The 24,684-nt window shown below is 60.2% G+C and carries 27 protein-coding genes, 1 tRNA gene and 1 pseudogene; 19 read left to right on the top strand and 10 right to left on the bottom strand.

Annotated elements, in window-relative coordinates; genetic code table 11:
* Positions 1–2: 2 nt before the first annotated feature.
* Positions 3–233, bottom strand: coding sequence for an Lrp/AsnC family transcriptional regulator (locus tag HSRCO_RS07175; protein ID WP_259516894.1), 231 nt, complete (start codon positions 231–233; stop codon positions 3–5).
* A gap of 300 nt (positions 234–533) precedes the next feature.
* On the opposite strand from HSRCO_RS07175, the gene HSRCO_RS07170 reads away from it, so the two are divergent.
* From HSRCO_RS07170 to HSRCO_RS07140, 7 genes and pseudogenes are all read left to right on the top strand, one after another.
* Positions 534–1,265 carry a hypothetical protein gene (locus HSRCO_RS07170; protein WP_259516893.1) on the top strand — a complete coding sequence of 244 codons (732 nt, stop codon included), beginning with the start codon at positions 534–536 and terminating at the stop codon, positions 1,263–1,265.
* 73 nt (positions 1,266–1,338) lie between these two features.
* Positions 1,339–4,029, top strand: a pseudogene (locus tag HSRCO_RS07165) (type II/IV secretion system ATPase subunit); the annotation flags it as partial.
* A 26-nt stretch (positions 4,030–4,055) separates the two neighbouring features.
* On the top strand, positions 4,056–6,074 hold the full coding sequence (locus HSRCO_RS07160; protein WP_259519763.1) for a type II secretion system F family protein: 2,019 nt from the start codon (positions 4,056–4,058) through the stop codon (positions 6,072–6,074).
* Positions 6,075–6,076: 2 nt separating this feature from the next.
* Complete coding sequence (locus HSRCO_RS07155) at positions 6,077–6,496, top strand: hypothetical protein (RefSeq protein ID WP_259519762.1); 420 nt, start codon at positions 6,077–6,079, stop codon at positions 6,494–6,496.
* A complete protein-coding gene (locus HSRCO_RS07150; protein ID WP_259519761.1) occupies positions 6,490–7,083 on the top strand; it encodes a hypothetical protein in 594 nt (197 codons plus the stop codon). Before HSRCO_RS07155 ends, HSRCO_RS07150 begins: the two co-directional genes overlap by 7 nt.
* On the top strand, positions 7,071–7,520 hold the full coding sequence (locus tag HSRCO_RS07145) for a hypothetical protein (RefSeq protein WP_259519760.1): 450 nt from the start codon (positions 7,071–7,073) through the stop codon (positions 7,518–7,520). Before HSRCO_RS07150 ends, HSRCO_RS07145 begins: the two co-directional genes overlap by 13 nt.
* Positions 7,510–8,223, top strand: a complete 714-nt coding sequence (locus HSRCO_RS07140) for a hypothetical protein (protein ID WP_259519759.1) — start codon at positions 7,510–7,512, stop codon at positions 8,221–8,223. Before HSRCO_RS07145 ends, HSRCO_RS07140 begins: the two co-directional genes overlap by 11 nt.
* On the opposite strand, the gene HSRCO_RS07135 is transcribed toward HSRCO_RS07140, so the two are convergent.
* From HSRCO_RS07135 to HSRCO_RS07105, 7 genes are all read right to left on the bottom strand, one after another.
* A complete protein-coding gene (locus HSRCO_RS07135; protein ID WP_259519758.1) occupies positions 8,224–9,651 on the bottom strand; it encodes a hypothetical protein in 1,428 nt (475 codons plus the stop codon).
* Positions 9,652–9,746: 95 nt separating this feature from the next.
* Positions 9,747–9,947, bottom strand: a complete 201-nt coding sequence (locus HSRCO_RS07130) for a hypothetical protein (RefSeq protein WP_259519757.1) — start codon at positions 9,945–9,947, stop codon at positions 9,747–9,749.
* Between the two features lie 169 nt (positions 9,948–10,116).
* Entirely contained in the window at positions 10,117–10,362 is a 246-nt protein-coding gene (locus HSRCO_RS07125) for a hypothetical protein (protein ID WP_259519756.1), read from the bottom strand.
* A gap of 62 nt (positions 10,363–10,424) precedes the next feature.
* On the bottom strand, positions 10,425–11,126 hold the full coding sequence (locus HSRCO_RS07120) for a TMEM165/GDT1 family protein (RefSeq protein WP_259519755.1): 702 nt from the start codon (positions 11,124–11,126) through the stop codon (positions 10,425–10,427).
* Complete coding sequence (locus HSRCO_RS07115) at positions 11,123–11,815, bottom strand: metal-dependent transcriptional regulator (RefSeq protein ID WP_259519754.1); 693 nt, start codon at positions 11,813–11,815, stop codon at positions 11,123–11,125. The genes HSRCO_RS07120 and HSRCO_RS07115 overlap by 4 nt, the downstream gene beginning before the upstream one ends.
* Before the next feature lie 200 nt (positions 11,816–12,015).
* Positions 12,016–12,387, bottom strand: a complete 372-nt coding sequence (locus HSRCO_RS07110) for a helix-turn-helix domain-containing protein (protein ID WP_259519753.1) — start codon at positions 12,385–12,387, stop codon at positions 12,016–12,018.
* 69 nt (positions 12,388–12,456) lie between these two features.
* Entirely contained in the window at positions 12,457–12,849 is a 393-nt protein-coding gene (locus HSRCO_RS07105) for a DUF302 domain-containing protein (protein WP_259519752.1), read from the bottom strand.
* Positions 12,850–12,991: 142 nt separating this feature from the next.
* Between HSRCO_RS07105 and HSRCO_RS07100 the strand changes: the two genes are divergently transcribed.
* From HSRCO_RS07100 to HSRCO_RS07080, 5 genes are all read left to right on the top strand, one after another.
* Positions 12,992–13,609: a bifunctional 2-polyprenyl-6-hydroxyphenol methylase/3-demethylubiquinol 3-O-methyltransferase UbiG gene (locus HSRCO_RS07100; RefSeq protein WP_259519751.1), complete on the top strand. Its 618-nt coding sequence runs from the start codon at positions 12,992–12,994 to the stop codon at positions 13,607–13,609.
* A 442-nt stretch (positions 13,610–14,051) separates the two neighbouring features.
* Positions 14,052–14,621 carry a hypothetical protein gene (locus HSRCO_RS07095; protein ID WP_259519780.1) on the top strand — a complete coding sequence of 190 codons (570 nt, stop codon included), beginning with the start codon at positions 14,052–14,054 and terminating at the stop codon, positions 14,619–14,621.
* A 62-nt stretch (positions 14,622–14,683) separates the two neighbouring features.
* A complete protein-coding gene (locus HSRCO_RS07090; protein ID WP_259519750.1) occupies positions 14,684–15,154 on the top strand; it encodes a peptidylprolyl isomerase in 471 nt (156 codons plus the stop codon).
* Positions 15,155–15,368: 214 nt separating this feature from the next.
* Positions 15,369–16,382 (top strand): TIGR04024 family LLM class F420-dependent oxidoreductase, encoded by a 1,014-nt coding sequence (locus HSRCO_RS07085; RefSeq protein ID WP_259519749.1) that lies wholly within the window; start codon positions 15,369–15,371, stop codon positions 16,380–16,382.
* 68 nt (positions 16,383–16,450) lie between these two features.
* A complete protein-coding gene (locus tag HSRCO_RS07080; protein ID WP_259519748.1) occupies positions 16,451–16,873 on the top strand; it encodes a universal stress protein in 423 nt (140 codons plus the stop codon).
* Positions 16,874–16,990: 117 nt separating this feature from the next.
* On the opposite strand, the gene HSRCO_RS07075 is transcribed toward HSRCO_RS07080, so the two are convergent.
* Positions 16,991–17,320: a hypothetical protein gene (locus tag HSRCO_RS07075; protein WP_259519747.1), complete on the bottom strand. Its 330-nt coding sequence runs from the start codon at positions 17,318–17,320 to the stop codon at positions 16,991–16,993.
* 237 nt (positions 17,321–17,557) lie between these two features.
* Between HSRCO_RS07075 and HSRCO_RS07070 the strand changes: the two genes are divergently transcribed.
* Both HSRCO_RS07070 and HSRCO_RS07065 read left to right on the top strand, forming a co-directional pair.
* On the top strand, positions 17,558–19,546 hold the full coding sequence (locus HSRCO_RS07070) for a bacterio-opsin activator domain-containing protein (protein ID WP_259519746.1): 1,989 nt from the start codon (positions 17,558–17,560) through the stop codon (positions 19,544–19,546).
* 212 nt (positions 19,547–19,758) lie between these two features.
* Positions 19,759–20,889, top strand: a complete 1,131-nt coding sequence (locus HSRCO_RS07065) for a hybrid sensor histidine kinase/response regulator (protein WP_259519745.1) — start codon at positions 19,759–19,761, stop codon at positions 20,887–20,889.
* A gap of 205 nt (positions 20,890–21,094) precedes the next feature.
* On the opposite strand, the gene HSRCO_RS07060 is transcribed toward HSRCO_RS07065, so the two are convergent.
* Positions 21,095–21,166, bottom strand: a tRNA-Ala gene (locus HSRCO_RS07060).
* A 266-nt stretch (positions 21,167–21,432) separates the two neighbouring features.
* Here HSRCO_RS07060 and HSRCO_RS07055 point away from each other — a divergent pair.
* The 5 genes from HSRCO_RS07055 (at position 21,433) to HSRCO_RS07035 (ending at position 24,681) form a co-directional block, all read left to right on the top strand.
* Positions 21,433–21,897 carry a 30S ribosomal protein S15 gene (locus tag HSRCO_RS07055; RefSeq protein WP_259519744.1) on the top strand — a complete coding sequence of 155 codons (465 nt, stop codon included), beginning with the start codon at positions 21,433–21,435 and terminating at the stop codon, positions 21,895–21,897.
* Between the two features lie 6 nt (positions 21,898–21,903).
* Positions 21,904–23,019 (top strand): hypothetical protein, encoded by a 1,116-nt coding sequence (locus HSRCO_RS07050; RefSeq protein ID WP_259519743.1) that lies wholly within the window; start codon positions 21,904–21,906, stop codon positions 23,017–23,019.
* On the top strand, positions 23,016–23,273 hold the full coding sequence (locus HSRCO_RS07045) for a KEOPS complex subunit Pcc1 (protein ID WP_259519742.1): 258 nt from the start codon (positions 23,016–23,018) through the stop codon (positions 23,271–23,273). Before HSRCO_RS07050 ends, HSRCO_RS07045 begins: the two co-directional genes overlap by 4 nt.
* Entirely contained in the window at positions 23,266–23,886 is a 621-nt protein-coding gene (locus HSRCO_RS07040; protein WP_259519741.1) for a 30S ribosomal protein S3ae, read from the top strand. Before HSRCO_RS07045 ends, HSRCO_RS07040 begins: the two co-directional genes overlap by 8 nt.
* 102 nt (positions 23,887–23,988) lie before the next feature.
* Positions 23,989–24,681 carry a protein sorting system archaetidylserine synthase gene (locus tag HSRCO_RS07035; RefSeq protein WP_259519740.1) on the top strand — a complete coding sequence of 231 codons (693 nt, stop codon included), beginning with the start codon at positions 23,989–23,991 and terminating at the stop codon, positions 24,679–24,681.
* Positions 24,682–24,684 lie beyond the last annotated feature (3 nt).

Genomic DNA, 24,684 nt, shown 5'->3' with positions numbered 1-24,684 from the left:
CGTCAATCGAGGACGATGTACGTCCGGGTATGACCGACACCCTCTATCCCCTGGATACGTCTCGTTACGACCGGGAGAAGGTCCTTCGTTTCACTCGCGTCGAGTTCGGCGATGATGTCGAAATCGCCGGCGACGATGTGGGCCTCGAGGACCGCATCGACCGCCTCGAGACGGTCGACGACCTCGGGAGACATCTTCGCCGAGGTGACGATGGTGACGTAGGCTTTGGGCATCCCACGAGAGATACATCAGCTGGCTTAATAATTGTTTCCGACAGGTGTGCGGGGTCCGTGGACCATCGGCCGTGCACGGACAAGCAGAGGCTCGCGAACGGACCCGGTTTTCTGCCACTGGGCCCAGCTATCGACGACGCCCAAAACCATTACATACTCCCCCCTCCCTTTTCCGCCAATCAGGTAATCTCGATGCGACCATATCCTCCGCTCCCACCCGTCGATGACGACGGGGGTGTCCTCGATAGTGGCCATCTATGGCTTCTGGAATATGCTACGGGGCCCGTGATCGCGTTCTCGATGGACGAATCAGGACTGCTGACGTTCGGAACCGAGGGAATGATCTTCGATACCACCCCGCTGTCACTTCGACGGGCGGTGGGATTCGTCAGGGACAGACTCGATCGAGATGGCCTCCGCGCGGGTGTGGACGACGTTTCACAGTTCGTGTTCTACGGAATCGCCACTCGGTACGAAGGTATCGAGTACGACTGGAACGCGCTGTCGCCGTTCATCGGCCTGGATATCTGGGCTGAAAACGAGGGGCGGTTCGTTTCACCGGACGTGGCAGAGCGGGTCTTCGACACTATCGGACTGACACCGATACCGGCGTTCAGGAAGGAATTGCCGGCCCGCGAATTCGACGCCACTGCACAGGAGATGCCAAACTCGCACTGGCGAGATGGCGCCGCGGCCGGGATTATCGTTCGAAACAAAGCTGGGGGGAGAGCGGTTCTGTTCCCCCCGGACGACGAGCCATCCGCCACCGCGCCCACGTCCGACGTCGCCACTACCGTGGACGATGCAGTGTCATGCAACCTGCGGACAGAACTCGACCGGCTCAATGCCACTGTCGACACCGTCGACGTCGACATCATCGCGGATCGGTTGGTCGATCGGATCGCTCGCGTCGATTTCGCCAATCTTCGAGCGACCCTGGATGCCGAACCGGACAGGTTCCGTCAACTCGTCAGCGCATCGGTCCGAAGTGAGATTCGTGCGCTGCGTGGGAACGGTGTCGATCTCCGATAGCGTCAGCCCACTGTCATTTGTGTCAGAGAATTGACGCAAGGTCTTAATGCAGTGGTCACGCAAAGGCGGTACGATGGCCATCGACGACGCCGCCGAGGGGGCGGACGTGGAGACGAGTCGGGAAGGGAACGACTCGACGACCGCTACGAACACCGATTCGGGGGCGCGGCTCGGCGAATATACCTGGGCAGATTACCTTGTCGACCACGAAGATGACATTGATGTCAATGAAGTGACTTTTATCGGGGAAGACGACGACAACCTTGTCGTCGACTGGACCGCTATACCGTTCGATCCGACGGCTGAATTCGGCTTCCATCCGGACGAGGCGTTCGAACGGGTACGAGAGTGTGCATCGGACGGACAATCGATGCAGACGTTCTTCGACGAATTTCTGGACCCGTCTACCACCCCCGTCCGCAAAGGCACGTACCTCTGGGAACACTACAAGCAAGAATACTACTACAGACCGGACGGCTCACGGCCACGCGACGACGAAGACGAGATCATCCGATTCGAGAAGTCGGACCACCTCGGGTTCGAACCCGAGGCGCTACCGAACCGACTCTCTTCGGGGAACAGACGGGCGAACGCACTCGCCGAGGTAATCGACGAGCGCACGGTCGACGTCAATTCTGACCTCGACGAGGACGCCTTCTTCAGTACGGTGGACGGGGAGTCAACCATCGTCTCCCGCTACTCCCTCGAGAAGGCCGTCTCGATGGAGAAAAAGCGTCATTTCCGCGAGGTCGAGCGGTACTGGGTGAACAAACCGTACGCGTTCGTGGTCATCTTCCACTCCGAGAAGGAGAACGAGAAGAAGTACTACGTCGTCGAACCACACCTCACACCGATAGAGATCGATCTACAGGAGTTCCTGACCGAGAAACTCCGAATGGCGATCAAATACGCCGAAACCGACGTCGCCGTCGAGGGAAATGAGGGTGACCGACGAGCGGTCATCGAGCGCGAAACGCGAAAACTCCTGCGACGGTACGACCTGTACTCCGGACCGGTGACCGAGCAACGTGGAACAGTCGAGCGTCTCCTCGAACTCGTCGAGGACGCGGGTGGTGAATACGGCAATCTCGCCGTTTCGTACCTCGAATCTCGGGGCCTCAACCGAACAGTGAACGCCGCAGAAGAAGGCCCGATAGAGGGGATGTCGATCCGACCCGAACCAGCCCTCATCGAAGCGGATGCCGACACGCTCACCCAGTTCCAGGTTGAGAAACTCCTCTACGTCCTCAAGCGAAATTTCATTGGCTACGAACGAATCGACGGGATCAAACACGACATCAACGTCGAGGACATCTCCGTCGACGGATACAACAGTCCGGTGTTCGTCTACCACACGGACTACGAGCAACTCATTACGAACGTCGAACACGGAAAGCGGCAACTGGACGACTTCGTGGTGAAGCTGGCTCAGCGCTCGGGCAAGGGCATCAGTAAACGGCAACCACAGGTCGACGCCACACTGCCGGACGGTTCTCGGGCACAACTCACGCTCGGCAAGGAGGTCTCCGACCACGGGACGAACTACACCATCCGCCAGTTCAAGGAGATTCCGTTCACCCCGGTCGACCTCATCAACTGGAAGACGTTCTCCCTCCGGGAGATGGCGTTCCTCTGGCTATGCATCGAGAACAACAAGTCGCTCATGTTCGCCGGAGGGACGGCGTCCGGGAAGACGACGAGTCTGAATGCGGTCTCACTGTTCGTCCCATCGAACGCCAAGATCGTCTCCATCGAGGACACCCGGGAGGTCGAGTTGCCCCAGCGCAACTGGATCGCATCGGTGACTCGACCCTCCTTCGGCGAGGACGACAGGGGTGATATCGACGAGTTCGACCTGCTCGAGGCCGCCCTGCGACAGCGTCCGGACTACATCATCATGGGAGAGGTCAGGGGCGAGGAAGGCCGGACCCTCTTTCAGGTCATGTCGACCGGCCACACCACCTATACCACCTTCCACGCGGACAACGTCAGCGAGGTCATCAAGCGATTCACCACCGATCCGATCAACGTCTCGAAGACGTTGTTCACCGCCCTCGACCTCATCTCTATTCAGACCTCGACTCGCGTCCGCGGCCAGAAGGTTCGACGCAGTCGCGAATTGACCGAGATACGACGGTACGACCCGGAAAACGACGAAATCAACGTCAACGACGTCTTCCAGTGGCGGCCCGAGACTGACACCTATCGCCACACTGCCGAATCGTCGACACTCGAGGAGATACAGTTCGACCGGGGCTGGTCTGACGAGGAAATCGACAGGCAGATTCGGGAACGAGAGGCCGTACTCGCCTACCTCATCGTGAACGGCCTCAACACCTATGCCGAAGTCGCCGCCACGGTTCAGGCGTACATCAACGACCCCTCGACGATTCTCGCGCTCATTGCCAACGGCGAACTCGAGTCGGCTCTCGACGACCTGCGACAGATGGAGAGTGTCCTCATCGACGTCGAAGCCGAGAAGGAGGAGATGGTTCCACGACCAGACCCCGACGAGGAGACGCGTTCTCACGCCCAGGAGATCCTCGCGGAAGCAGACGAGACCATCTTCGATGCCTATCGTGGTTCGGACGCACCGGACATCAGTCAGGCACTCGAGTTCGAAGACGACGGCGACATCTTCGTGGAACACGACGCGGTGCCCGAGACAGCGCCCTCGGACGACATGGAGTGGATCGATTCCGAAAGCGTCTCCGACGCGGATACGGGATCGACACCGGCCTCGGAATCGACGACGGATCCCGACGTCTCTCGGTCGGAGGAATTCGACGGATGAGTTCGACGGCGGAGAGCATCGACCGGGGGACAGACCAGATCGCGGACCTGTTCTACCCGCTCTACGAATGGGCCTTCTCCGGCAAGACCGATTTCGTCTCGGATATGGATCGCAAACTGGCGGAGGCGCGGATGAACGAGACGGTCGAACTCTTCCTCTCACGTGCCATCGGGTACGGGGCCGTGAGTGGACTCGTCCTCTGGATCATCGGAACCCTGCTCGGCTACCTCCTCTTCGCCACGGGAATCGTCCACGTCGGTTCGCTCATCGGACTCCCAGTTCCCAACGAGACATTGTTCGCAGCCCTCGAATTTCTGAAGATACCGGCCCTCGTCGTGGTCACTGGCATCGTCTTCGGAGCCATCGGATTCGCCATCGGATTCGGTGGTCTCGTCGCGATTCCCTACACCCGGGCCTCGAGTCGAAAGCGGGAGATAAACATGCTCCTCCCCGACGCCGTCTCGTTCATGTTCGCGCTCTCCACGGGTGGGCTCAATCAACTCGAAATTCTCGAATCCATGGCGAAAGCGGACGACGTTTATGGAGAGGTCGCCCTCGAGTTCCGTTCTATCGTCCAGGAGACGAAGTACTTCGACGTGGACTACCGGACCGCCATCCGTAATCGCGCACTCGAGACTCCGAGTGACGAACTGAGCCAGTTCCTCACGGACATGCTCTCGATCATCAACTCCGGCGGGGACATGACGAACTTCCTGGAAGACAAGAAGAACCGCCACATGCGGACCGCGAAACAGGAGCAGGAGACCACCCTGGAAACCCTCGAGTTGTTCGGCGAGATGTATATGACCCTCTCGCTGTTTCCACTGTTGCTCATCATCGTCATCGTCATCATGAGCATGCTGGGACAGGCGGATCAGATGATCCTGTACGCGACCATTTACGGCTTGATCCCGGGCGTCGGCGTCGGTTTCCTCGTTCTGGTATCCACGGTCAAACAGGACGAACCGGGTGACGGCTATCTACGGTTGGCGAACGAACGCAATCCAGGTGACAAGGAACCGGGACTGCTCGACATGGGAATCGTCGAAGACTTCGTCGGCGAATGGTCCATCTTTTCGCGAATCAAGAATCGAGAGGGGACGTACAAGACGGCACAACTCCTCAGGAATCCGCACCACTTCTTCAAGGACACCCCGCTGTTCACCCTCGGGTTGACCGTACCGACCACTCTCGCCCTGCTCATCGCCGCCTTCCGTGCAGGTGTCGCCCCGACGTCGTTCGCGGGGATGGTCGACAACCCCATCTACAGTACCGTCCTCTACGCCTACCTCCCGCTCTACGTTATCGGCCTCCCGCTTGCCATCTTCTACGAATGGAACGTCTACTCGCGTCACCTCGTCATCGACAAACTGTCCGAGAACCTCAGGAAACTCTCGAGTGCGAACGACACGGGATTGACCCTTCTCGAAGCGATGCGGACCGTGGCCGACACGTCCAGAGGCAAACTCGGCGAGGAGTTCGCTCAGATCCACGCCAAAGTGAACTACGGTACGAGCCTCAACGAGGCACTCGTCGAGTTCAACAACAAGTATCACATCCCTCGGCTCTCTCGAACGGTGAACCTCGTGAGCAAGGCACAGGAAGCGTCGAGTCAGATATCCGCCGTCCTCACGACCGCCGCCCAGGCGTCCGAAAACCAGGACGATATCGACCGCGAACGGAAGTCACGGACCCGAATGCAGGTCGTCATCATCATCATGACCTACCTGACGCTGCTGGCCGTGATGGCCATCCTGAAGGTCAGCTTCCTCGACGTGATGGCGGGCCTCTCGACGCAAACCGGCGGTGGGGGCGGGGCGGCAGCCGGTGGCGTCTCGTTCGGAGGGTCCATCGATATCCAACTGCTCACCATGTTGTTCTTCCACGCCGTGACCATCCAGGGCATCCTCGCCGGGTTCATCGCGGGGTACATCCGCGACGCCAGGATTCTCTCCGGCGTCAAGTTCGCCATCGTGCTCCCAACCATCGCGCTGGCGGTATTCGCGTTCATCTAACAATGCGCGCACAGACTACCCTGGACTTCCTCATCGGCACGACGATCTTCCTTCTGACCGTCTCGATGGTCATCGGGATGGTCCCAGGGATACTGGATCCGTTCGCCCTCGACCGCAGTTCGGCGCCCGTCGAGACGAACCGCGCCGCGACGATCCTGGCGACGGACGAACTCGTGGTCGACGGGTCGCCGTACGCCCTCGATACATCGACGGTAGAGACGTTCTTCAACGAGAGCGACGATACCGTCCGGAGCCGGTTAGCACTTGGATCGGACGTCTCGTACAACATCACCCTCGAAACGGAGAACGAAACGATCGGGACGACTGGCGACCCCGTCCCAAACGGCCGATCGATCACGTCCGCCTGGCGTGTGGTCTCCTACGACGGGGAACAAGCGAAGTTGCGGGTGAGAACATGGTGAGCGAGGACCGTGGGCAAGGCCACACGCTCGAAGGAATCGCTGCCGCCCTCCTCATCATCACGAGTGTCGCCTTCGCACTGCAGGTGACCGCGGTCACCCCGCTTACCGCGAGTACGGCGAGTCAGCACGTCGAGACACAGTACGAAAGTGCGGCTACCGGAGTCCTCGCGACCGGGGCCGCAGACGGACACATCGGGCCAACGTTGCGATACTGGAACGAGTCCGATGGTGGATTTCACAATTCATCTGCCGACGGCTACTACATCGGTCAGGCACCACCGACCGCCTTCGGGGACGATCTTGCACAGGCCTTCGGTTCGGCTGGTGTCGCCTACAACGTCGACGTTACGTTCGCGACAGAGTCCGGCACGATACAGGACAGACGGCTCGTGCACTACGGCCAACCCAGTGACACGGCCGTCAAAGCCTCCAGAACCGTCGTTCTCTACGACACCGACCGAATACTCGATGCGAACGGAACGCCCACGGACACGACGCTCGAGGACGCAAATTACTTCGCTCCCGATGCCTACGACGGGCATCTGTACAACGTAGTCGTCGTGGAGGTGACGATATGGCGGATGTAGACCGTGGCGTCTCGACAGTCCTGGGGTACTCGTTGAACCTCGTCGTCGCGACGCTCCTCGTGACCGGTGTCCTCGTCGCTGCCGGGTCACTCGTCGACTCGCAACGAGACCAGGCCGCAAGAGCCGAATTGAACGTCGTCGGCGAGCGACTCGTCGCGAACCTCGAAACAGCTGACCGACTCGCTCGCTCGACGGATGACGGCCACGTCGCCGTGGACGCTAGCTTACCGACTCGAATCGCCGGGTCGGCATACGAGGTCGTCATCGTCACCGATGGGGATGCGGCGGAAGCCGTCGTCATTCTCGACAATCCCGACCAACGAGTCGTCGTGCCGATACACAACGGGACACCAATCGAGGAGTCACGCCATCCCGGTGGACCCCTCACTATTCACGCCACCGACTCCGGACCACTGGAGGTCACCGATGACAAGTAGAGGCGTCAGCGATGTTCTCGGATACGCCCTCATCTTTGCTCTTATCATCAGTATGGTCGGCCTGGTGTACACGATGGGGGTCGGTGGACTGAACGACGTGCGGGAATCGGAGAAACTGTCGAACGCCGAGCGAGCCTTCGACGTTCTCGACGCCAACATTGCCGATTTGACGCGGGGAACGGCGCAGTCCCGGGGCACCGAAATCAAATTGCAGGATGCAGCCCTGGACTTTGGCGACCCGGTGGCTATCAACGTCACCGTTGCGGACGAGGGTTCGTACGAAGCGACACTCACCCCCATCTACTTCGCCGGGGATGACGAGGGGTCCAAAATCGTCAGTGCGAACGGGGCGGTCTTTCGGGAGGGCGCCGACGGCGCCGTCATGCGGAGCGAACCCACCTTCGTTTTCGGCGAGAAGACAGTCGTTCCGATGGTAGTGACCCGAACGCGGGATTCCGGCCGCACGGGGTCTGGGCGGGTGCTCGTCCGAACCGTCGTGGCCGATCGGTCAGTGGTACATTTGCCGGCCGAGGGGGCGAACGTAACGATCACTGTGGCGTCCCCACGGGCCGACGCGTGGGCCGATCATCTTTCGGCTGAATCCGACGGCACCTGTGAGGTCACCGGGAACGAGGTCACCTGTACTGTAGTGGCCGACGACGTCTACGTCCAGGTTGTCCGTGTGGACGTCACGCTCATCTGATCAGCGTATGTCGACAGTAACGTTGTTTTCGGAGACGTGGAGGTAGGTGACGTACTGGCCGGTCTCGTTGAGCATCACGTTTCCATAGGAAGTTTCCGGATTCATCGCCCCGGCCTTATTGCCGTTAGCCTGTGCATTGTGGTGACCGTCTCGTACCACTAAGTCGACGTTTTGGCCCAATAAACCCACGTAGTGGTTAGTAACGTTGTCCATAGTCGTCGTGTCGCCCGATGTAAACGACACACCATCTCCACTCTCCCACGAAATAGAATCGCCGTGTTGATCAAACGTCGCAGTCTCGTTGGCATCAAGGGCAGCGTCTTTGAATACTATGAGGGATGGTGTGCCCGTGTCGTAGGATATCTCCTCCTCGCTCGTGAAATTCGCCGTTATCCTTGGTTCTTCGTCTCCATCTCCATCCGCATCGGTGCAATAGATATCGTACGCATCGTCATCATACCAGACGTGTTTCTCACTCCCGTCCGAATAATAAACCGTCGCGGCGACTGTTCCCGGACAGGTTTTATCGTTCGATTCGAGAGAGATTTCGAACTGTTTGTTACCCTGTTCAGCCCAAAGAGACCACATGAACCCCGAGAACTGTTGACTATCTGGTTGGTCAGGGGCAATCGTGACCGAAAAGTCATCTAACGGATGGCCCTCTCCCACGGCCCGTAATTCAATAGGCTGACGATCCATCGGCATCTCGAAATCACCATAAGTGCCGGTCGATACCAGTTCGACGATGGCTGTCTCGTTCTCGTCGTCGATCGACACCTCACCGTCCGTTCTCGACGCGAAGTACTCCGCCCAGGCCCGGTAGTAGTTGCTCTCGACGGCTATCTGGACCGTCCCGTTGTGTACCGGGTTGGTGTAGTTCCGGCTAGTATCGGGATAAGGCTCGTCGTGGTCTGGATAGATCGAGACGGACGTCGTGTTGGAGTACACGTTTGCCTGCGCCGATCCGGAGACGGACCCATCGCCTTCTACACGTACGATGGGGAGTGTCAACGTCATACCCCGATAGTGGAATTCGGGCGTCGAGACGATCGAACTCCCCCCACTCGATGCCGAGCGCCATACGCCCCCACCTTGATACGCAAGTGTCGTCTCTCCGGTATCGTACCGTACCTCCCCCAGACTGTCGTTGTAGAGGACATGTTCGTCCCCGTTATTCGAGTAATTCAGGTGTGTAACCGTGATCTGTCCCGCGTCCGGGTGAACTGTATACGTGCCTTGCCGGCCCCGACCCAGAGCCACTGATTGTCGGTCCGCCTCGCTCAGGGCGACCAGCGAAACCCTCGAATCGAGCTGACTCAGGGCGTGTTCTGCACTCTGGACGTCGACGGAGTGCCGGGTATCGTCGATGGCTGCACTCCCGAAGGTGGCCAGGGCACCGACGCTCAGCAACGTGATGCCGAGCAGCAAGACGACACCGAGGGTCTCACTCTGACTCCGGGTCCCCTGCCCTTTCATGGTACCTACTCGGTGATGAATCGGCAAGAAACTGCCGGAGATACGGGCTATCGTATCTCTTCGAGCGCGATTGCGTGGGTAGTATCGATCGTGAGCCAGCGGGTCGCACTTCGTTCATCGACTCCTGGTTGGAATATTGTTACCTCGGTTGGGTCGTCCTGGTCATCGAAGAGGTAGCAAAGTTCGAACTCGGGGAGTTCGTCCAGTTCCGCCCTGTTCGTATCGTCGATTTGACCGATTGCACTCATGTCATCGGGTCCGTTCGGTGACTACGTCACCACGACGTTCGTACGGCGGTACTGTTCGAGGACGACGCATCTAGAGGTTCACCGGTTCAGCATAAATACATTGTGTAGATGACTCGGTACTGAGAAAGACTGGCGAAACCCGAGTCTCACCGACCGGCCTGGCCAGTCACTATTCAGCACCCTCGTCGTCCCCGTTCGAGCGGAATCTCCGCACGACCAGGGTGACGACGATCGAGAGACTGATACTCACGACGAGCATCGCGATGGCCATCGTCTTCGGACTGACTCGCCGCGTGGACGTCTCCTTTTTCGATGATCGGTCCGCGCTCCGGTCCGGGCGAGAGACGGGCGGAAGGGGGGCCTCCTCGCTGGTGTGCAGGTGCAATTCCAGGGCGGTGACGTTCTCGAATACCATACTGGTCCATGTGTGCTCCAGCATAATATTGATTGTGTGACACGTAAGCACGCAGGTCGCGGTTAGCCTACCAGCAACAGGAGGGCGGAGGCGATGGCATCGACAGTGGTCTCCCACAGCGAGAACCCGGCGACGACGGTCAGCATGCTATCGATTGCGAACACGGCGAACAGCGTCGCGCCGGCGAGGTGTGCGAGACGCCGATCGAGTTTCGGCGAGAACGAGTGGAAGAAGGCCGCGTTCGCCATGCTAACCGGGATGATCGCAGCCATCTCACCGAACCAGATAGCTGGATGGGCACCGTAGGTAGCCGCGAGACCGATGGTCACGAGTTGGGTCTTGTCCCCGAACTCGCCGGCGGCCATCAAGAGAAAGATCGGAACGAATCCACCGAGGTACTGCGGAACCTCGTAGCCAAAGAGCGAGAGGTCGAGCTCGTCGACGCGGTCCTCCGCATCGCCACTCGATCGAGAGGATTCAGCTGACGCCCGTGGGGCCGACCGATAGAGCCAGATGGCGAACAGGGCGAAAAGCCCCCCGGTGAAGGCCGTGAGGTACACACCGGGGAGGACCGTCCTGATCGCGTTGCCGACCCAGATCTCGAGGACGGTCCAGAGTCCGAACGCCAACCCTGCTGCACCGACGACCACGGAGGGTCGATACTTCGTTGCAAGCCCGGCGATGATGAACTGGACCTTCTCGCCTGGGAGTGCCGCGAGCTGAGTGGTAAACGCGACGATGAAGACCTCTTCCCAACCGATCACGTCCTGGTCACCTCCTCACTGGGCTCCACGGATGCTTCGGAGAATACGTGAGTCGCTTCGGCGATGGACGCGGGAAGCTGGACACGTCCCTCCTCGTGGACAAGCGAGTACAATCCGATTGGTGCGACGTCGATGACCGTGACCGTCGTTCCTGGGACGATGCCCACGTCGGCGAGATATTCGAGTTCGTCCACGTCCCGGTCGCGGACTCGAGCAATTACGACGGTCTCACCGGCGTCGTGGTCGGCAAGTGGATCGGTGTCGACGGTGACGGGTTTGGACAGTTCTGCATCGGGGATGGGGTCCCCGTGCGGATCCACTGTCGGATTATCGAGTGCCTCCGCGACGCGTCGCTCGAAGGATTCACTGATGTGATGCTCGAGGACGTCGGCCTCGTCGTGAACCTCGGACCATTCGTAGTCGAGGTACTCGGTGAGAAACGACTCGATCAGTCGATGATGACGGAGAATTTCGAGAGCTTTCCGTTCACCTGCATCGGTCAACTCCGCACCCGCATACTTCTCTCGAACGATCAATTCACGCTCTTCGAGCGACGAGAGCATACTCGATACTGTCGGTGGGGTCACGTCCAGGTGCTCGGCAATAGTTGACGTTCGCACTGGGGCACCGACGTCCTGCTGGAGGGAGTAGATGGTCTTGAGATAGTCCTCCATAACGTCACTGGTCATCTGATTACGCTAAAGATTAGACGGCTCTAATAATATAGTCGTGTCGGTCTAAAGGGTAGGGACTGCCAAGCACCGCACGCTCTGTGGTCGTACCCGAGCGGCGACCGCTGACGGGATGGGAAAGCGCACTCCACTGCCACGGAAACACACGACCCGAATAGCCCCGTGCGGAATCGCACCCCGTCAGGGAGCAAAAATGGTCAATGGGTTATCTCCTGCCATCGAGTGGACAACACGGAGTCCCTGCCTGCTATCTCCGTTGCGACATCGACCTGAAACTCCCCGTCCTCGTTCAATTTCACCGTGACCTTCTCGAAATCCGCCTTGTATCGGGTGGTGTGTTTGCCCGGCTCGCTCACGTCGATCCGTTCGGACACCAACGATGCCTCCGAGAGGACGTTCAACTTCCGATACGTCGTCGAGAGCGGGATATCACACACCTCCGCAATCTCCCTGGCAGAGAGTGGATCGTTCAGGCTCTCGAGAATCCGCCGACTGTCCTCGTCCGTCAGTGAGGTGAGCACCGTCTGCAAGGGCGGATTCTCATCTACGGTGGGCGGGCGCGAATCCATACATCGAAGGTTCGGGGTGCGTAATCATAATTCCATTGCTAGGTCACCTGACCTTCGATTGCGACCCAACTACTCGTCGATGGCCTCGAGCACCGAATCGAATCGGGCACTTACCCCCTCGGCCGCAGATTCGAGGTCCCGATTGCCGGTGAGGCCAACGAGCGCGGTCGGATCGACCGTGCTGACCGCAATTCGCCCGCTCTCCATCTCCTGGACGACCACGTTACACGGGAGGAGAGCTCCGAGTTCGGGTTCGGCATCGATGCCCGCGTGCGCGACGCTCGGGTCACAGGCACCCAGAACTCGGTACTGGCGCATGTCTTCGCCTAGCTTCTCGGCCATCGTCGACTGGATGTCGACGTCTGTCAGGACGCCGAAACCCTCCTGTTCCAACGCCTCGGTGGTCGCCTCGACAACTTCGTCGAACTCGCCGTCTCGTTCGATTCGATGTGTGTACGTCATTCTGTACGCGCGAAGGTTCGGGCCGGGCTCATAGAACGGTTCGGGCCGTCGTACCCGGATACGACGTTCGGAACAGTTCGGCCAACTCACCGACGGACGCCGTCACCGGTGAGACTTTCCGTGGAGGAGCGGTACTCTGTGTGTGGATGCATCAGACGTCCGTGCACGGTGGGCATCACGTACCGGAGAGTACTCCCCCCGATACTACGCCTACTACGGCCCGGACGAAGTGAGCGAAGCCCTCGAATCGACCCTCGAAGAGCACGTTTCTCAGACCGCGTCGATACTCGAACTCGGGTGTAGTTCGGGCCGCCACCTCAAGTATCTCCACGACCACGGGTACGAGGACGTCGCCGGGGTCGAGATCAACGATGAGGCACTCGACGTAATGCGCGAAGAGTATCCGGTCCTCGCCGACCGTGGCACGTTCTTTTCTGACTCGATCGAATCGGTCGTCGAATCACTGGCGGACGACGCCTACGATGTCGTGTACTCCGTCCAGACACTGCAGCACATCCATTCCGAGGCCGAGTGGGTCTTCGACTCGCTCGCCCGGATCACGGAGCAGTTGCTGATCACCGTCGAAATAGAAGGCGCGGACCGCCGTGATGGCGATGACGTCAGCGTTCGCGACATCGATGGGCTTCCGATTACGTACCGGAACTGGCGAGACGTCTTCGACGACGAGAGGTTCTCGCAGGTCCACGCGAGTGATATTGGAAACAATACCATGCGAGTCTTCGCGCGGAACGGCCGATGACGTCGAGCGAACCACCTCGAAGTCACACGGTTCGATACACCTCGAATCTCGTCGTCCCGGAACGCTCCGATTTCTATTTGACGACGATACATTCGACTCGCTCAGCTGTCGAGCGGTCTCCTCGCCGGTAGAGCGGATCTTCGGTCACCAGTTGGGAGACATCTTTCGCCAATCCCGGAGCCCTTATCCATGAGAGGGGACAATATACGGACGAAATGGTACCTGACCCGTCGTCCATTCGAGATGACAGGTACCGCTCCGCTCACCGACCCACAATCGATGGTACCGGTCGGGTTTCGGAGTCGCGCCCGATGCCCGAAACAAGAGAGTCCGAAGTCCTTCCAACCGGTGTCACGGGATCAGGTCGTCCGTTTCGATCCCACCGGCCGACTTCCGGACGAGCGCCTAACCCGTCCATTTCCCACACATAATGTCCGACGAAATCCCCCCGACCGTCTTCACGCTCCGATCGAACATCAGTCTTCCACTGGAAGACGTATACGACTTCTTCGAAACGGTCGATCTGCCCCCGGAGATCGAAGACATCCAGATAGAGCGCCGCAACAACCGGTTGCTCATCAGTTCCGTCGCCAGTGACAAATCACTCAGCAAGTACACTCCCACAGCCCAGTTGAAGGCGAAGGTCTTCGAGAAACGGGTGTACGAGGAACCACCAGAGGACCACAAGCCCTACGCCAGTCGCGCACCAGACGAGGAGGAAGAACCGATCCCCTCGGAACTCGTCGAATATGCGCGGTTCGCCGGACGCGGTGACGAAGTCCTCCGCAACACCGCCATCCAGTATCCGATGTTCACCGTCCTGAGCGAACTCGCACTCGAAGCCGAGGAAGGAGAGTTGACGGCGATATCGGCGGTCGATGGAGAACTCGAGGCGACTCGCGTCGTCGATGGCGACGACAGGCCGGCGACGGTCGAGGTGGTCGAAGAACAGACCGAGGCAGACGACGCACCAAGCGGTGTCGACTGGCGAGAGAACGAGTACATAAAGTAACCCGTCTGCCGTTCGCGTCGACGAACCCAAGGACGTATCCGCCTGGGTGTTCGCCTATTCACATGGCAATCCAATCCGGCGATACGGTTTCACTGGAGTATATCGGACGCATTCCCGACGGCGACATCTTCGATACCTCACGCGAAGCGGTTGCGACAGAGGCGGGCATCGCGGCCGACCAACCGGACCGTGAGTTCGTTCCTCTGACCGTCGAGGTCGGGGCCGGCCAGATCATCCCGGGTCTCGAAGACGCACTCCTCGACATGGAACTCGGAGACACCGACACCGTCACCATCCCCCCAGAAGAGGCGTATGGAGAGGAGACAGACGAGCAGATTATCGAACACGAGCGAGACGAGTTCGAGGACATGCTGCAGGGAGAGGCGCCGGAAGAGGGAATGCAAGTACAGACCCAACAGGGACAACTCGGGACTCTCGTCCACGTCGATGACGAGACGGTTCGTGTCGATTTCAATCACGAGCTCGCCGGTGAAACACTCGAGTTCGAAGTCGAGATCGTCGACGTCCAGTAATCGTCGGTCGACTTGACGCTCTCCGTCTCGAGTACGTTCACGAAAACGCCTCGTGAGACTGTTTAATCGCAGCCGAAGGTCACCAGGGCCCAATGGTGGACGTAGCGGCCAGCACATTCACCCCTGACCTCAGTGTCGTGTTCGAGGTTACATCGGCCCATCTCAAACAATTCGAACTGAAACGTTTACGGTCCGAGGGGTACCCGTCATAGGCATGCCAGAAAATACCAACCGCGGTTTGGTCCTCTCGATGAATGCGTACGACGACATCGACGCAGCCGTCGATACGGCTCAGCTGGCCGAGAAACTGGGATACGGGTTCGTGACCATGGGCGAGACCAACGGGCGAAACGTTCCGCTCGTCCTCGGACTGCTCGCAGAACGTACCACCGACATCGGAATCGCCGACGACGTCCTCTCACCGTTTTCCAGAACGCCGACGACGCTGGGGCAGACCGCCGCGACACTGCAGGAGCTGAGCGGCGGTCGGTTCCGGCTCAGACTCGGCGCATCCTCGCCAGCACTCGTCGAGCGGTGGCACGGCGTCGATTTCGACCGGCCGCTGCGACACGTCCGCGAGGCTATCGAGATCGTCAGACAGGTACAGTCCGGAGACCGACTCGACTACGACGGGGAGATATTCTCACCGAACACGTTGAAACTCGAATCCCCGCCCCCGAAACCACCCGCACCGGTAGATGTCGCTTCACTGGGCCCCAAAGCGACCGAGATGGCCGGCCGATTCGCCGACGGCTGGGTGCCGCAATTGCTCACCATCGATGCGCTCGAGGAGCGACTGACCGACCTCCGGCGTGGTGCCGAACTCGGCGACAGATCCGCGGACCAACTCCTGGTCACCCCACACCTTCGAGCGGGTGCAATCGAGGATAGCTCGCGAGCACGACGGTATGCACGCCAGCACGTCGCGTTCATGATCGCTCGGTACGGACCGTATTACCGCAAGGCAATCGCCGATGCAGGATGGATGGACGTCACGGAGGCGGTTCGAACCGCGTGGGACGATGGTGACCGCGACGTGGCCCTCGCGTCGATTCCAGACGAACTACTCGACGACCTCGTCGCAGCAGGAACGCCCAACGAAGCTCGTGAACAACTGGAGCGATTCGAAGCAGTGGACGGCGTTGACGCCGTCCAGGTGAGCTTCTTCGGACCGATGGACGAGGCTGAACGCCGAGAGACGATGCGGGCGCTGGCCCCGCGGGAATAGGGACCTGTGGAATTACTCCACGGGAACCACCCTATAGTTTAATAGTTGGCTACCTCGTATGTTCATCTATGAGTAATATACTCGTTCCTGTCGACGGTTCGGAACACTCCGAGCGAGCAGTGGAGTACGCAGTCAATCACTTCCCGGACGGCGATATCACCGCTCTCCACGTCGTTGAACTCCCGGAGGGGTACTTCTCGGCGTTCATGGAAGATCTCGAGGACCTTCCACAGGTCGAGGACGAGAAAGCGGAGGCACGAGAGATACTCGATACCATTCGAGCCACCGCGGAGGAGCTGGGAGCCACCATCGATACGGCATACGTAACGGGGAAACCGAGTAACCAAATCCTGACGTATGCAGAAGAGAACGACATCGACGAGATCGTGATCGGGAACCGGGGCTTATCCGGTGTCGGCCGTGTCATGTTCGGAAGCGTGGCCGAACAGGTCGTCAGACGCTCGGAGATACCCGTCGTCGTCGTCCATTGAGGGTGTCGAGCGGTCGCGGCCATCTCGCCCGGGCGATGTCGACGAGATAAATCGAAGACGGTTGAACGGTCCGCTCCTGTCAAGGCGACGGCACCGTAGTTGAAAGTGTCCACCGATTCAATCTGTGAGCTGACCGAGGTCCACGCACGTATCCACGTACGTCGTCTCAGGGTCGTACGAGATAACGCCCATTTCGGCCAGCCTCGGCAGATGATTGTGATGGAGCCCGATCGCGACGTTCGCGATGTGATCGGTCTCTCGCTGGGCCAGTTCCTCGGTCCGGTGGTCGACTCGAGCCGCGAGGGCGTCGAGCGAAATCGGCGTCGAGGACGCTCGCAGGACCGCAATGACGGTCCGACGGCGATCGTTGGCCAGTATCCGATGCCGGTCTCCTTCAGCGATACGGGCATCGTCACCCGAGTCCACGCTGTTTAATTCAGTAACCATTGTCTTCCCCCCACCGACATCGATCGGTGGACACCTCCTCCTATGCGCCGTATCCCGATAAGATGAAGCCCCAACCCATTGGGTTCTACACGGAGATTCCCACGATCCCTCATAACCAGATGGAAACGGCGTACGATACTGTTTATCGACCGATGATAGCCATCCAGTGCCGGAATCACTTCCGACCGGACCTCCGCCAGCGGAGGGTTGAAGGCTGTCGGTCTCCAGTAGACGGCAATGAGTGACAGTTCGTTGACCGAACCGCTCCTGGAAACACTCGCGGTCTTCGACGAGGCTTTCGAACCGCTCGGGACGAACGAAGTCGCCGAACGACTCGACTTGGGGCGACGAAGCACCTACGACCGACTCACCAGACTCGTCGACGAAGGGATGCTCGAAACCAAGAAAGTCGGTGCCAGCGCACGCGTCTGGTGGCCACCTGGGACAGCCTTCGAAGCCCGCGATTCGCCACCGAATGACTGGCCGTTCACCGAATCAGAACGCGAGCGATACGTTCGCCAGGAGGAGGTGATCGCATCGCTCGGTCAACGGGCACTGGAAGATCGCAATCTCGACGCGCTACTGGATACGGCTGTCGAGCACGTCGCGGCGGTCCTGGATCTGGAGTACTGCAAGGTGCTCGAACTCGACGCAACGGGGACGGAACTCGTTTTACGACAGGGAACTGGATGGGAGGACGGTGCAGTGGGCTCCGCCACTGTTTCGGCCGTCTCGGATGATACACAGGCGGCCTATACCCTGTCGACCGAACAGCCCGTCGTCGTCGAAAATCAGCAGGACGAATCCAGATTCTGTCTTCCAGAGCTACTGGCGGACCACGATGTAGAGAGCGGCATCAGCACCATCATCGGCTCCCCTGACGACCCGTGGGGCGTCCTCGGGACGCACGACACGAGCCCGAAGGAGTACTCCGAGCGAGATATCGCCTTCGTGCAGTCGGTTGCGAACATCCTCGCAAACGCGATCGACCGTCGGCGTTTCGAACAGGAGTTGCTCCACCAGCGCGAACAGCTCACCGCCCTAGACAATTTGAACACGATCGTCAGGGAGATCACCGATGCAGTCATCTATCAATCGACGAGAGAGGAGATCGAGACCATCGTCTGCGATCGTCTCGCTGCCTCCGACTCCTACCTGTTCGCCTGGATCGGGGACGTTGACATGCACTCCCAGACGGTGTCGCTCAGAGCGGAGGCGGGAGTCGAGGGATACCTCGATGGAATCACCATCTCGGTCGATCCTGACGACGAGCGCAGTGCGGGACCGACGGGACGGGCCATCTTGCAACGCGAGATTCAGGTCACGAATGACTTCGATACCGAGCACCGTCACGATCCCTGGCGCGACGACGTTTCCAAATACGGCTTCCGGTCTTCGGCAGCGATTCCCATCATTCACGACGAAACCCTCTATGGGGTATTGAACGTGTATGCCGAGCGACTCAACGCCTTCACATCCCAGGAACGGACGGTGATCAGCCAGCTCGGCGAGATCATCGGTCACGCCATCGCCGCCGTCGAGCGCAAGCGTGCGTTGCTCTCCAACGAGGTCGTCGAACTGGAGTTTCGACTCCAGCACCTGGCGGACGCACTCGGGATCGAGGGTGATTCGACGGGAACGGTCGATTTCCATCAGACGGTCCCCCTCGATAATTCAGAGTATCTCGGATATGGGACTGCGACCGGTAACGGCCTGGCAGTCATCGAAGCGCTGACCACTTCGGAGAAATATCCGCAGTGGGACTCGGTGTCCATCCTCGAGACGACAGACGACGAGAGCCGCTTCGAGGTCGTATTTACCGATCCACCGGTCCTCGCCACTATCGCATCACAGGGTGGCGACATCCGCCGGTCTCTCATCGAAAACGGCGATTACTACATGCAGGTCCACCTTCCGACCACCGTCGACATTCGACAGGTCGTCGAAGCCATCACCGATGCGTATCCCGGGATGGAGATGGTCACCCAGCGAAACCTGAAACGCAATCACCACTCGGAGCACACGCGTCGGGGAGTCGTCCTCGAGGAGTTAACCGACCGCCAGCGGGCCACCATCCAGGCAGCCTATCACGCGGGGTTCTACGAGTGGCCCCGCAGCACGAGCGGCCAGGATCTAGCCGCGTCGATGGGGGTCGATTCATCGACCTTCCATCAACACCTGCGAAAAGCCGAGCGAAAGGTGATCGGTGCGACACTGACGGATTGATGGGTCAGCTATTGGCCCCCCATTCCCCAGCTGAATCCGGGTGCGCTTGCCGCCTCGGGCCTACCCGACAACGATTGGGCGGACACCTTGGGCCATTTCTTCCGGAGCGACCGGCGTACTCGGGACGAACACCCTTCTTTCGATCTTCGGGGGAGACCTGTTCGTTGATGACAGCGAACCTTTTTGACCGCGTTCGGGTGTAGTTACTCCCAATGACCGGCGACGCATCCGAGTCGGTGCAGTGGAGAGACGGTACCCCCGAACAGTCGACCGTCATAATCGTCGATGACAGTGAGTTTTTTGCGAATATGATGGCTCGGGAGATCGAAGAGCAGTCCGACTTCGAAACGAGAGCCTACTACGATGGAGAGACTGTCCTGGAGGACCTCCCTCACCAGGACGTCGCTTGTATCGTTAGTGACTATCACATGCAGCCGATGAATGGAATCGAGCTGCTAGGAAACGTCCGTGAAGCGCAAGGGGCGCTTCCATTCATCATTCTGACTGGACAGGGTGGTGAAGGGGTCGCTATCGATGCGATCAGACTGGGCGCGACCGATTACGTGACGAAGGAAACCATCGTCGAAGGGAGTGAATTTAGCCTCCTACTGAACCGTATCGAAAAGGCAGTCTCACACGCACAGGCACTGACCGAACTGTCCCACCGCAAAGAACTCCTCGAAGAACAACGTGATAACCTGGATATATTGAACGAAGTCTTGCGTCACGACATTCGTAACGACCTCCAGATCATTACGGCCTACTCGGAAATGCTCGCTGACCACATCGATGACGATGGCGCAACGTACCTCCACACCGTCCAGGAAAGTGCGAAAAATGCCATCGAATTGACTATGACTGCTGGTCGTATTGCAGACGTGATGCTCACTCAGGGGGTCGAGCGCCAGAAAATGAATATCAGGACCGTTCTACACGGAGAGATCGACGCGATTCGATCCTCGGATCAAACCGCCACCATCGACGTGGAGGGGGATCTATTCGACCAAACGGTATTCGCCGACCAGATGCTGGACGCCGTTTTTCGGAACCTATTGAAAAACGCCATCCAGCACACCGAGGCGGAGAGGCCCGAAATCGTCGTCGCTACGACAGTACAGGATGACATGGTCGAGGTCCACATATCGGATAATGGCCCGGGGGTGAGCGACGAGCGGAAGGACGCGATATTCGGGAAGGGAGAGCAGGGATTGCAAAGCAACGGAACCGGAATGGGCCTCCATCTCGTGGACACGCTCGTCTCTGAATACGGCGGCGAGGTGTGGGTAGAAGACAACGATCCACAGGGTGCTATCTTTATCGTCGCGCTCCCGATAGCAGACTGACTGGTTCGCTACCGAAGCGGACGGCAATCGAAACGGTGACACACCATCTCCCTGATTGCAACGCCAGTCGACGCCGACCCGCCACTCGGAGTGGGTGGAACTCGATTTTCGAAGGGGGCCCGAAATTACCTGCTGTCGAAAATTCGGATAAATAGAAGCTTCTCGCGGAGGAATAGAACATATGAACACGAGTAAGGTTCCGGCATGGACTCGCCGGGATTTGAACCCGGGGCCTCTCCCATGCCAAGGGAGTGATCTACCACTGATCTACGAGCCCTCGAACGCATCCATCCTTTGCACAGGTCGAGTGATAAACCCCTCGATTCGACCCAGGGCGCGGGGCTCCTCGCGCTCGACGATCAGACCCCGACGGGAGCCAGGGGAACGAAACCCTTTAGCGGTCGCCGCCAGTGGCTTTCCATAGGGAACCGCACGACCGCAAATCTGACTCGTCCACCCACGTGGACTCGGGATTGCGGTAGTGCTCGCCGGCACGACGCCGGCCCGCTATCCTGCGGTACGTGCAGTTCCAATCCGACAGCTATGGCACGAATGCATACCCGTCGCCGGGGAACGTCCGGTTCGGACAAACCGGCGACAGACGAGCCACCGGAGTGGAGCGACGTCGACGCGGACGCTATCGAAGCGCGCGTCGTCGAACTTGCCGACGAAGGCCACGACCCGAGCCAGATCGGGCTCAAGCTTCGTGACGAAGGCGTACAGGGCACGCCCGTCCCGAACGTGAAGGCTGCCACCGGGAAGAAGATCACCGAAATCCTCGAGGACAACGACGCAGCCCCTGAACTTCCCGAGGATCTGTACAACCTCCTCGAGAAGGCGGTCAACCTCCGCCAGCACATGGACGAGAATCAGCAGGACCATTCGAACAAGCGTGCCCTGCAGAACACCGAGTCCAAGATCCGTCGGCTCGCCAACTACTACCGCGGCGACGCCATCGACCAGGACTTCGAGTACACCTACGAGAACGCGAAGGAGCTCGTGGAGTAACCCCAGATGGCGACCACCGGTCGAACCGCCGCAACCGACCCGGACGTCTCGGCGCTCACCGCCACGCTGCGCGAGGCCGACTTCGTCCACGTCGTGAGCCACGCCGACGGCGACTCGGTCGCCGCGGCGGGGATTCTCGCGAACGCGCTCGAACCGGCGACGCCCTACCAGGTTTCGACGGTCCGAACGCGCGCGGCGGCCGACCGACGGATCGAATCGTCGACCGAGACGACCGTCTCTGTCGGTATCGAGGGCGAGGACGCCGACTCGGTCCTCTTCGCCGAATCCAACGCCATCGCAGCGTTCGAGGTGGCGAGCGAATTCGGTGACCCCGACGCCATCCTGGCCATTGCGGGGGCTCTTGCGGCGGGGACGGTCCCGCACGGTGAGGCCCTCGATGCAGCCACCGAATCCGGCGTCCACCGCCGCCCGGGAGTCGGCATACCGACGGCCGACCTCGGTGATGGTCTCGCCCACTCGACGCTGTTCCACGCCGATATCTCCGGCGACGAACAACGTGGAGGAGCGCTGCTCGCCGAACTCGATCTGCCGGCGGCCATGGACGAGGCTGCCCACCGACGCGTCGCCTCTGCCGTCGCGCTCGCCGCGACCGAGCCACCGGCACCGGAGAGCGCCGTCACGGCCATCGAGCGGGTCCTGCGCCCACACGTCCTCTCGGAAGGCCCCTTCGAAACCGTAGAGGGGTACGCGGACGTCCTCGCCGTCCTCGCGCGTACCGAACCGGGTCTTGCCACCGCACTCGCACTCGACCACGCCGACCGAACTGACGTTCTGGAGGCCTGGCGCGAGCACGCGAGTGCCGTGCACGACGCCGTCCGACTCGGCGATAGAACCCGCCATTCTGGGTTCGTCGTCCTCGAGACGGACGGTGCGGACCCGTGGACGACGGCTCGACTCGTTCGAGATTTCCGCTCGGCGGAACCGACCGTGCTGGTCGTCGATGCGGACGAGGTCGCGCTGGCCACGTCGGACCACGATGCGAGGGACCGACTCGCGTCGCTCGACGGCATCGATTCCGTCGGCGGCCACGCGGGGCTCGCGAGTGCGTGGGCCGAAACGGAGACGGATGCGCTCGTCACGAGTCTGGAGGGGCGAGAATGACGCGGACGGCGATCATCAGAACCGACGTGTCGGACCCCGAGGCGGTCGCCGCCTCGATTCGCCCGGACAACACGGCCTCCATCACCACCACCGTCGACCGACCGGAGAACGGTCCCGACCAGGTGGTCACGACCATCGAACGCGATTCGACCAGTGGTCTGCGATCGACACTCGACGATTACGTCGTCAACTGCGCCGTCGCTGACGAACTCGTACAGCTCGCCGAACGACACACCACATCAACACATGAGTGAACGATCAGTCTCCAAACGGAGTCAAGAGAAGCGGTGGTACACCGTCCTCGCCCCGGAGCAGTTCGACCGGGCGGAGATCGGCGAGACCCCCGCTGACGAACCGGAAAAGGTACTGGACCGAACCATCGAAACGACCCTGGGTGACGTCACCGACGACGGTGGCGAGAACAACATCAAGCTCACCTTCAGGGTGACCGACGTCGGCAGCGACGCCGCGTACACCGAGCTCATCAAGCAGGAACTGACCCGCGATTACAATCGGAGTCTCGTCCGTCGTGGCTCCTCGAAGGTCAAGGCCATCCTGACCGTCCGCACCGCGGACGATTACCGCGTCCAGGTGCAACCGGTGGCCTTCACCACGAAAGTCGCGGACCGCAGCCAGAAAGAGGCCATCCGTCGGACCATGCTGGACCTCGTCGAAGAGGCCGCAGCCGAACGGACCTTCGAAGGACTCCTGGACAGCATCGTCCAGGGGCGACTCTCCAGTGCGATCTACAACGAAGCGAAAACGATCTACCCCCTCCGCCGCGTCGAGGTCGAGAAGACGACCCTCGAGGCACACCCCGAGGAAGTCCACGCGGAAGAGGAAGCGGCAGCGGACGTCGACGAGTAGTCCCGAGGAACCAACCGAGACGTCTTTTTCACTGTCGAATCCACCCACCGACGGTGCCGCGAAGTATAAACACGTAAGGAGCCGTTCCGCTTTCCTCGGCGTATGCGGCCACGGTTCGCCGGACGACTCGGACTCGCCGACCACGTCACCGTCACGAATGCTGCCGTCGGGTTCGTGGCCGTCGTCGCGGCGGCGGTCGATCCGTCTCTCGCCGCCAGGGTCATCCTCCTGGGCGCCATCCTCGATGCGATCGATGGAATCGTGGCCCGGTGGCGCGGGGGGACACAGTACGGCCCCCATCTCGATTCGCTCGCCGACGTAGCCACCTTCGGCGTCGCACCGGCGTTCACCGTCGTCGCTCTCGGCGGAACGATCGGGTCGTCGTCGATGCCGTGGTGGGAGCAAACCGCGTGGATCGGTATCCCGGCCGTTTTTGTCGCGACAGCTGTCGTCCGCCTCGGACTGTACACCGCCCTCGACGTCGGAAACTCGTCGACAGAGGGTGCGCAGACGACGCTCGCGGCAACGCTCATCGCAACCGGAATCCTCGCCGGGCTCGGTCCGGTTTCGATCCTCACTGGGACGGCACTCCTCTCGCTCGCGATGCTGGCGCCGGTCACCTACCCCGATCTCTGGACACGGGACGCACTGGTCATGGGTGTCGTTCAGGGACTGGCCGTCCTGTTCCCCAGCGCGCTAGATAGGGTCTTCCCGACCGTCCTGTTCGCGTGGGCGCTCGGCTACCTCCTTCTGTCACCACGGTACTACCCGCGCGACGAAGGGAAACGCTCATAGGAT

Origin of the sequence: Halanaeroarchaeum sp. HSR-CO, assembly GCF_024972755.1 — an archaeon.
Lineage (GTDB): Archaea > Halobacteriota > Halobacteria > Halobacteriales > Halobacteriaceae > Halanaeroarchaeum.
Note: the sequence above shows the minus strand (reverse complement) of the source record. Positions and strands in the feature narration are given on the sequence as shown.